This is a genomic window from Nostoc cf. edaphicum LEGE 07299, assembly GCF_015207245.1.
GTDB lineage: Bacteria > Cyanobacteriota > Cyanobacteriia > Cyanobacteriales > Nostocaceae > Nostoc > Nostoc edaphicum_B.
In genome coordinates this window covers 1-5497 of record NZ_JADEXF010000302.1, presented here as the reverse complement: position 1 = coordinate 5497, position 5497 = coordinate 1, and the positions used below count along the sequence as shown (strand labels likewise).

Genomic DNA, 5497 nt, shown 5'->3' with positions numbered 1-5497 from the left:
GTATCAAATAATTTAACTCAAAATCGTCTTAATCCCCCATTCTCCAGGGAACTTGCTCAGGAGTTACTGAATAACTACGGTTCTCCGCTTTATGTTTATAATGGCGATCGCTTGGACGAAACTATTGAGCGGATTACCAAAGCAGTCAGTTATCCCCGCACGCAATTTCGGTTTGCAAGCGTTACCAATGGCAACATTGCGCTGTTAAAAATTTTTCGTTCCTTTGGGTGGGGACTTCACGCCAATACGCCGGGAGATATTTATTTAGGATTGCAAGCTGGTTTCGATCCTCGTGAGATTGTTTATAGCGGCAGTAATTTGAATCAGGCTGAGATGATACAAGTCCTAAATTGGGGAGTTACAACTCTCAATTTTGATAGCCTCGCTCAATTACAGTTGTGCTGCAAAGTTTTGCCCAAACACACAGAGAAAGCTATTCGGCTAGGTTTACGCCTCAATTTGCCGGAAATTACTGGAGATAGCCGCATTGGTGTACGTCCAGAGAAATTTGGTGATGCGATCGCTTTAACTGGTGAGGTGGGACTAAAGCTGAGTGGTTTACACTTCTATCGAGGGACGGGAACTAACGCCACAGCAGCTTTTACCCAAGCAATCGATACGGTAATCGCCACAGCACAAAAGTTACCTGATTGGGAATATTTAGATTTTGGTGGTGGCTTTGGCTATCCTTATCACCATAACAAAACAGCCTTTAACTGGGAAATATTTGGGGCTGAGTTAACCGAGAGAATTACTCGTTTAGGACGGGAAATTGATTTGGTGATTGAACCCGGACGAAGTGCGATCGCAGGATGTGCAACTTTGCTTGCTCAAGTTGTTTCGGTGAAATGGCAAGGAGAAAAACAGATTGTTGGAGTTGATACCACCGTTGCTAATCTTTCAGTACCCTCTGTACACGGCGGCTACCGAGAAATTATCACTTGGAAAAAAGTAGACAATCCATTCACAACTGATATTTGTGGTAACACCACATATTCACGAGATTATCTGGGGAAAAATTGCCAACTCCCAGCGCTAGAAATTGGTGATATCGTTGCCATTTTAGATGTCGGTGCTTATGGTTATGCAATGTCGTCTCACTTTTTACACCGTCCCAAACCTGCGGAAGTCTTGCTAGAAAATGACACACATCGCTTAATTCGCCAACGAGAAGACTACAGTGTTTTACTAACAAATCAAATGCTTGATAGTTCCCCCCTTTTTAAGGGGGGTTAGGGGGGATCAAGCCCAATCTCAACCGTATTGACTAACAATTAATAACTAACATAAAACAACCATTATGAAGTGTATTAACTGCGGAACTGACAATAAACTAAAAGACCGGACAGCTAATCAAGGTCGGTGTATAAAATGCAATCATCTCTTTGCCTTTGAACCGACTAGTATGAGTAATGTTCAGATTACTGATCCTTTTTTTGCAAAGGCGATCGCTGACATTTCTGCAAATAACACCTTATTTTTTACACCCAAGCAACTACTTTATTTTCTAGATAATCGTCTAAGAAAAAACTCAAAGTCAATTTCACGATTTGGCTGGTTAATTCCTTTTTTAATTATTAACTTGGTTACATCATTAACAATTTTTATACCGCTAATAGTAAATCTTGCGTTTATTAATTTCTTTTATGTAAGTAGCAAATCAACTAAACTCAATCTTGTAAGTCGCAAACAAAATGCGAGGAATTTACAAATCATAGGAGTAATTATCCTTTCGATAGGAATTCTGGCTTTAAAGTCATTTCCCCTCTTTGTGATTATTGTGATACTAGGAATGCTGCCCATATATTTAGGAACTCTACAGATAGGGAGAATTGAATTATTAACACAAGACTTTTTAATTTCTGAATCTCAGGTTAAAGATTGGCTAGATCGTTGGCAGCAGATAAATGGTTCCATTCTCAAAATCCTTCCTTCGCCAAAGCAGGAAAATACACCAGCCGCGATTAATCCTGACGTAACGGCTTACAGTTTTGATAGATTAGTCGTTTGTGATAGTGCTAGTATTGCTCAACTATTAATTGCTAATAATTTTCACTTTGAGAACAACTGTGCAATTCTCAGCATTACTGGATATCCCCAAAGCATTTTTGACACCACAATGCAAATGCTGCGGCGCAATCCCGATTTGAAAGCCTATGCAATACATGATTGCAATCCACGAGGAATTGCTTTAGTTCATAATTTGAGAACCAATGCTAATTGGTTTCTCAATAGCGAGATTGCGATTATTGATATTGGACTAACGCCACGTCAAATTATCGCTACTAAGCGCGGAATGTTCATTCAAACCTCTCCAGAGTCGGCGCAAGCAGCTAAACAATTACCCGAAGAAATACGTCAAAGTTTATCTGCTGAAGAATTAGCATGGTTAGAATCTGGAAAGTTTGTCGAATTGGAATCTTTCACTCCCCAAAGAATAATTAAAGTTTTGCAAAAGGGCATTGCTGGCAGCCAAAATTTAGAAAGTGATGACAGCAGCTTGCTTTTAGTAGGCGATACAGGAAATGATATGTACGTTGTTCAAAGTTTTGGTTAATATTCTTATTTCAGTTGTAGGGGTAATTGATGACTTGCCCCTACATGAATAAAGTGCAGTATCACACAAAATTTGTTTAATTGATTTACAGATTAGATTTATTCAATTTGTTGGTTTAACCAAGCTTCTAAATCAGAAATAGCTGAGAAGTCTAACAAAGCCTCTCCTAACGCCTCCAATTGTTCAATAGATAATCCTTGAACTCGCTCAATAGTAGATGAATCAATCTCACCAAAACGGCGATTTAGTAGACGTATAATTAAACGTTGTTCCCCTTGCTTATTCCCTTCTTTTATAGCTTGTTCCCGGTCTTGTTGATAAAGTGGTTTTAATCGCATAATTAACTCCCGATCGTCTTCTTCTGAATTTTGATTAACTTGCAAGTTTTGCCGCAAGTTATAAAGTAATTCTAGCGTTGCTCTGCGAAATGGATGATTTGATGATAGTGCTTCTAATTCATCTATTGCTTGTTTTTGTACTGTTCCTCGACCGAGAATTCTTAACCACAGAGTTTCTTGGGTGCGCGGTAACTGGTGAATCGCAACGATCGCAGTCCGCAAATACTCTGCAATAAAATGTACTCCAGGTAGCCAATCTACCTTTTGAGTAGCACCGAATCCTGACAGCAGTGTTGTAGATGCTGTTGGGGTGAGTATCCATAATTTGGGAAGTTCTAATTCTGGAATGGAAGTTTTATTGCGATTTGCTTGACGTTGTAATCCACCCCTTACTTCTAATAATTTTAACAGACAATCACAAATTTCTTCTTTTGATGCAGGGTTGCGGAAGGGTTCAAAAATTGCTGCTGTAGCGGCAAATCTTCCTAATAATCCTAGTGTTTCTAAATTCGTGCTTTGTTTTGTTAAAGGAGAAAATAAAACATCGATTTCTCGAACTTCTCCCGCCACACGGCTAGAACCTTGCACTTCTCCATAAGGTTTTAATAATTCTTCCAAATAATCTTTTGCAAATTGGTCATGGATAAATCTAGTCATTCAATCAAAAAAGTTTATTTAGCTAATGAATTGGCGATCGCCCCACTTACTTTTACTAGATGTATAATTGGTAATTTATCTGAAACCTCTTTGCATAAGCATTTGAGGTTCGACATTCTCAACATTAGTGATCGCTTCTAACTGAGAAATTCCAGCGATCGCATCAATAATCTTACCTGATTTGGCACGCAACCAAGCGGTATGAGGCGCATAAGAAAGGCTTTCTGCTACTTCATAACCCGCTCGATTAATTACCTCACGCTGCGACTCCACATCAACGCCTTCAGCAAAGCGGATAAAAACCAGTCCAGTTGGTACTGCTAAGGAAGCATTGGATTCTAGCGTATAAACCGGACTCAATATACCCTGTTCTGATTGATTGGGTTCGCCTGAAAAAACTGCGATTGCACCGTCGTTAAGTCGTAAAATTGCCCCTATTGCCACAGTGCTGGGTTGATTGTAATGTACTGCATAGTACCCAGGTTTACGAGTGTAAGATACAGCAGTGCGTAGGCTTACATCGCCACTAACGCGAATTTGTTCAGGATACTCAGAAAAGTAGTCTTTTTGAAATCTCACTTCACGAATCAGGGGTAAAAAATACTCAGCCGGAAAATAAAACATCTTTCTCAAGTTCTAATGATCTTATAGCGTTTTCAGTGGTACGAAATACATTTATTTCATCGTGATGCACAGTTATACGCCCCTACAGATAGTGAAGATTTTTAAAGCAACCTGATTTTGAATCCTCTCTTTTCTGGAAAGACTAATCGAAGGTTTGTATGAACTGAGATAGATTAAATTCTGTATCGTAATACACATATAACACATGAAATTAGAAGCATCCATAAAGTAAACGTAAGCCTACAATACGTACAGTAAGCTTTAAAAATAAGGCATAATACGGTTTCCCAATCCCCCTTATGAGTGCTGGGTAAAAAACCCTAACTTCTTTACTCAGGACTAGGAATTGTTATGCCCAATGCCCAATGCCCAATTTTCAAAACATTTAGGAGATTAAACAATGGTTCAAGTTCGCTATGGTGGACAGAACGGCCAACAGTATGAATTTGCTATCAGTAACGAACACGTTGTAGTGCGTACAGAAAGCCGCAGCACTATTATTGGTGCAAGATCCTTTGAAGTCGCACCTGTATCACCCACAGCTCGTAGTATCCTCAATCAATTTGAGTTAAAAACACGGTTTCGGCAAGCGGGTGTAGAAATTTTGCAAGCGAAAGTTCCGAATCAGGATGCTACTTTGCGCGATCGCGCCCGTGAAATTCTCAACAATGAGTCCGAAGTCCAATTTGCTGGACGCGTCTTAATCGATCCAGTATCCCAACAACCTGTAGTTTACACTGAAAACATTTTTGTTAAATTTGATAGCGAAGAAGATTCAGGTGTCTGCCAAGACGTTTTAAGACGTTATAACTTAACAATTAAACGCCAACTTGAATACGCAAGAAATGCTTATTTTGTCAGTGCCCCTACAAATACTGGTATAGCCGTCTTTGACATCGCCGAGAGACTTCTAAATGAGGAATCAGTTGAACTGTGCCATCCCGAACTAGCGCGTGAGTCACGCCAACGTCAGGTTTTCCCGCAACAGTGGCACTTAAAGCAAACAACAATTAATGGTAAGACAATTAACGCCCATGCCAACGTTGAAGCAGCTTGGAAGTTGAGCAATGGCACTGGGACAATTATTGCAATTATTGACGATGGGATGGATCTCGATCATGAAGAGTTCCGTTCTTCTGGCAAGATTGTTGCCCCACGTGATGTTACACGTAAAACGAACAATCCCAGACCAGGAAATGATAATAACCACGGTACATCTTGTGCAGGAGTAGCTTGTGCAAACGGTAACTTTGGGGCATCTGGTGTAGCACCGGGTGCAAAACTCATGCCGATTCGTTTAGCTTCAGCGTTGGGGTCGCAG

At 40.0% G+C, this 5497-nt stretch carries 5 protein-coding genes; 3 read left to right on the top strand and 2 right to left on the bottom strand.

The features are described from left to right. Positions 1–1236, top strand: a 1236-nt coding sequence (locus tag IQ229_RS11105) for a diaminopimelate decarboxylase family protein (protein ID WP_322743973.1), incomplete at its 5' end; no start/stop codon positions are given. A 64-nt stretch (positions 1237–1300) separates the two neighbouring features. After that, positions 1301–2557 carry a toprim domain-containing protein gene (locus IQ229_RS11100; RefSeq protein WP_194043669.1) on the top strand — a complete coding sequence of 419 codons (1257 nt, stop codon included), beginning with the start codon at positions 1301–1303 and terminating at the stop codon, positions 2555–2557. 98 nt (positions 2558–2655) lie between these two features. Here the strand turns inward: IQ229_RS11100 and IQ229_RS11095 are convergent, their stop codons facing one another. Together IQ229_RS11095 and IQ229_RS11090 are read right to left on the bottom strand one after the other, a co-directional pair. Next, positions 2656–3552 carry a DUF4351 domain-containing protein gene (locus IQ229_RS11095; RefSeq protein WP_194043668.1) on the bottom strand — a complete coding sequence of 299 codons (897 nt, stop codon included), beginning with the start codon at positions 3550–3552 and terminating at the stop codon, positions 2656–2658. 75 nt (positions 3553–3627) lie between these two features. Continuing rightward, positions 3628–4176 carry a hypothetical protein gene (locus IQ229_RS11090; protein WP_194043666.1) on the bottom strand — a complete coding sequence of 183 codons (549 nt, stop codon included), beginning with the start codon at positions 4174–4176 and terminating at the stop codon, positions 3628–3630. Positions 4177–4576: 400 nt separating this feature from the next. Between IQ229_RS11090 and IQ229_RS11085 the strand changes: the two genes are divergently transcribed. After that, on the top strand, positions 4577–5497 hold a 921-nt coding region (locus tag IQ229_RS11085; RefSeq protein WP_194043664.1), incomplete at its 3' end, for a S8 family serine peptidase.

Excerpts from the sequence above, each read along its gene's own strand:
- IQ229_RS11100 (WP_194043669.1), top strand. The coding sequence starts at position 1,301 with ATGAAGTGTATTAACTGCGGAACTGACAATAAACTAAAAGACCGGACA.
- IQ229_RS11095 (WP_194043668.1), bottom strand. The coding sequence starts at position 3,552 with ATGACTAGATTTATCCATGACCAATTTGCAAAAGATTATTTGGAAGAA.
- IQ229_RS11090 (WP_194043666.1), bottom strand. The coding sequence starts at position 4,176 with ATGTTTTATTTTCCGGCTGAGTATTTTTTACCCCTGATTCGTGAAGTG.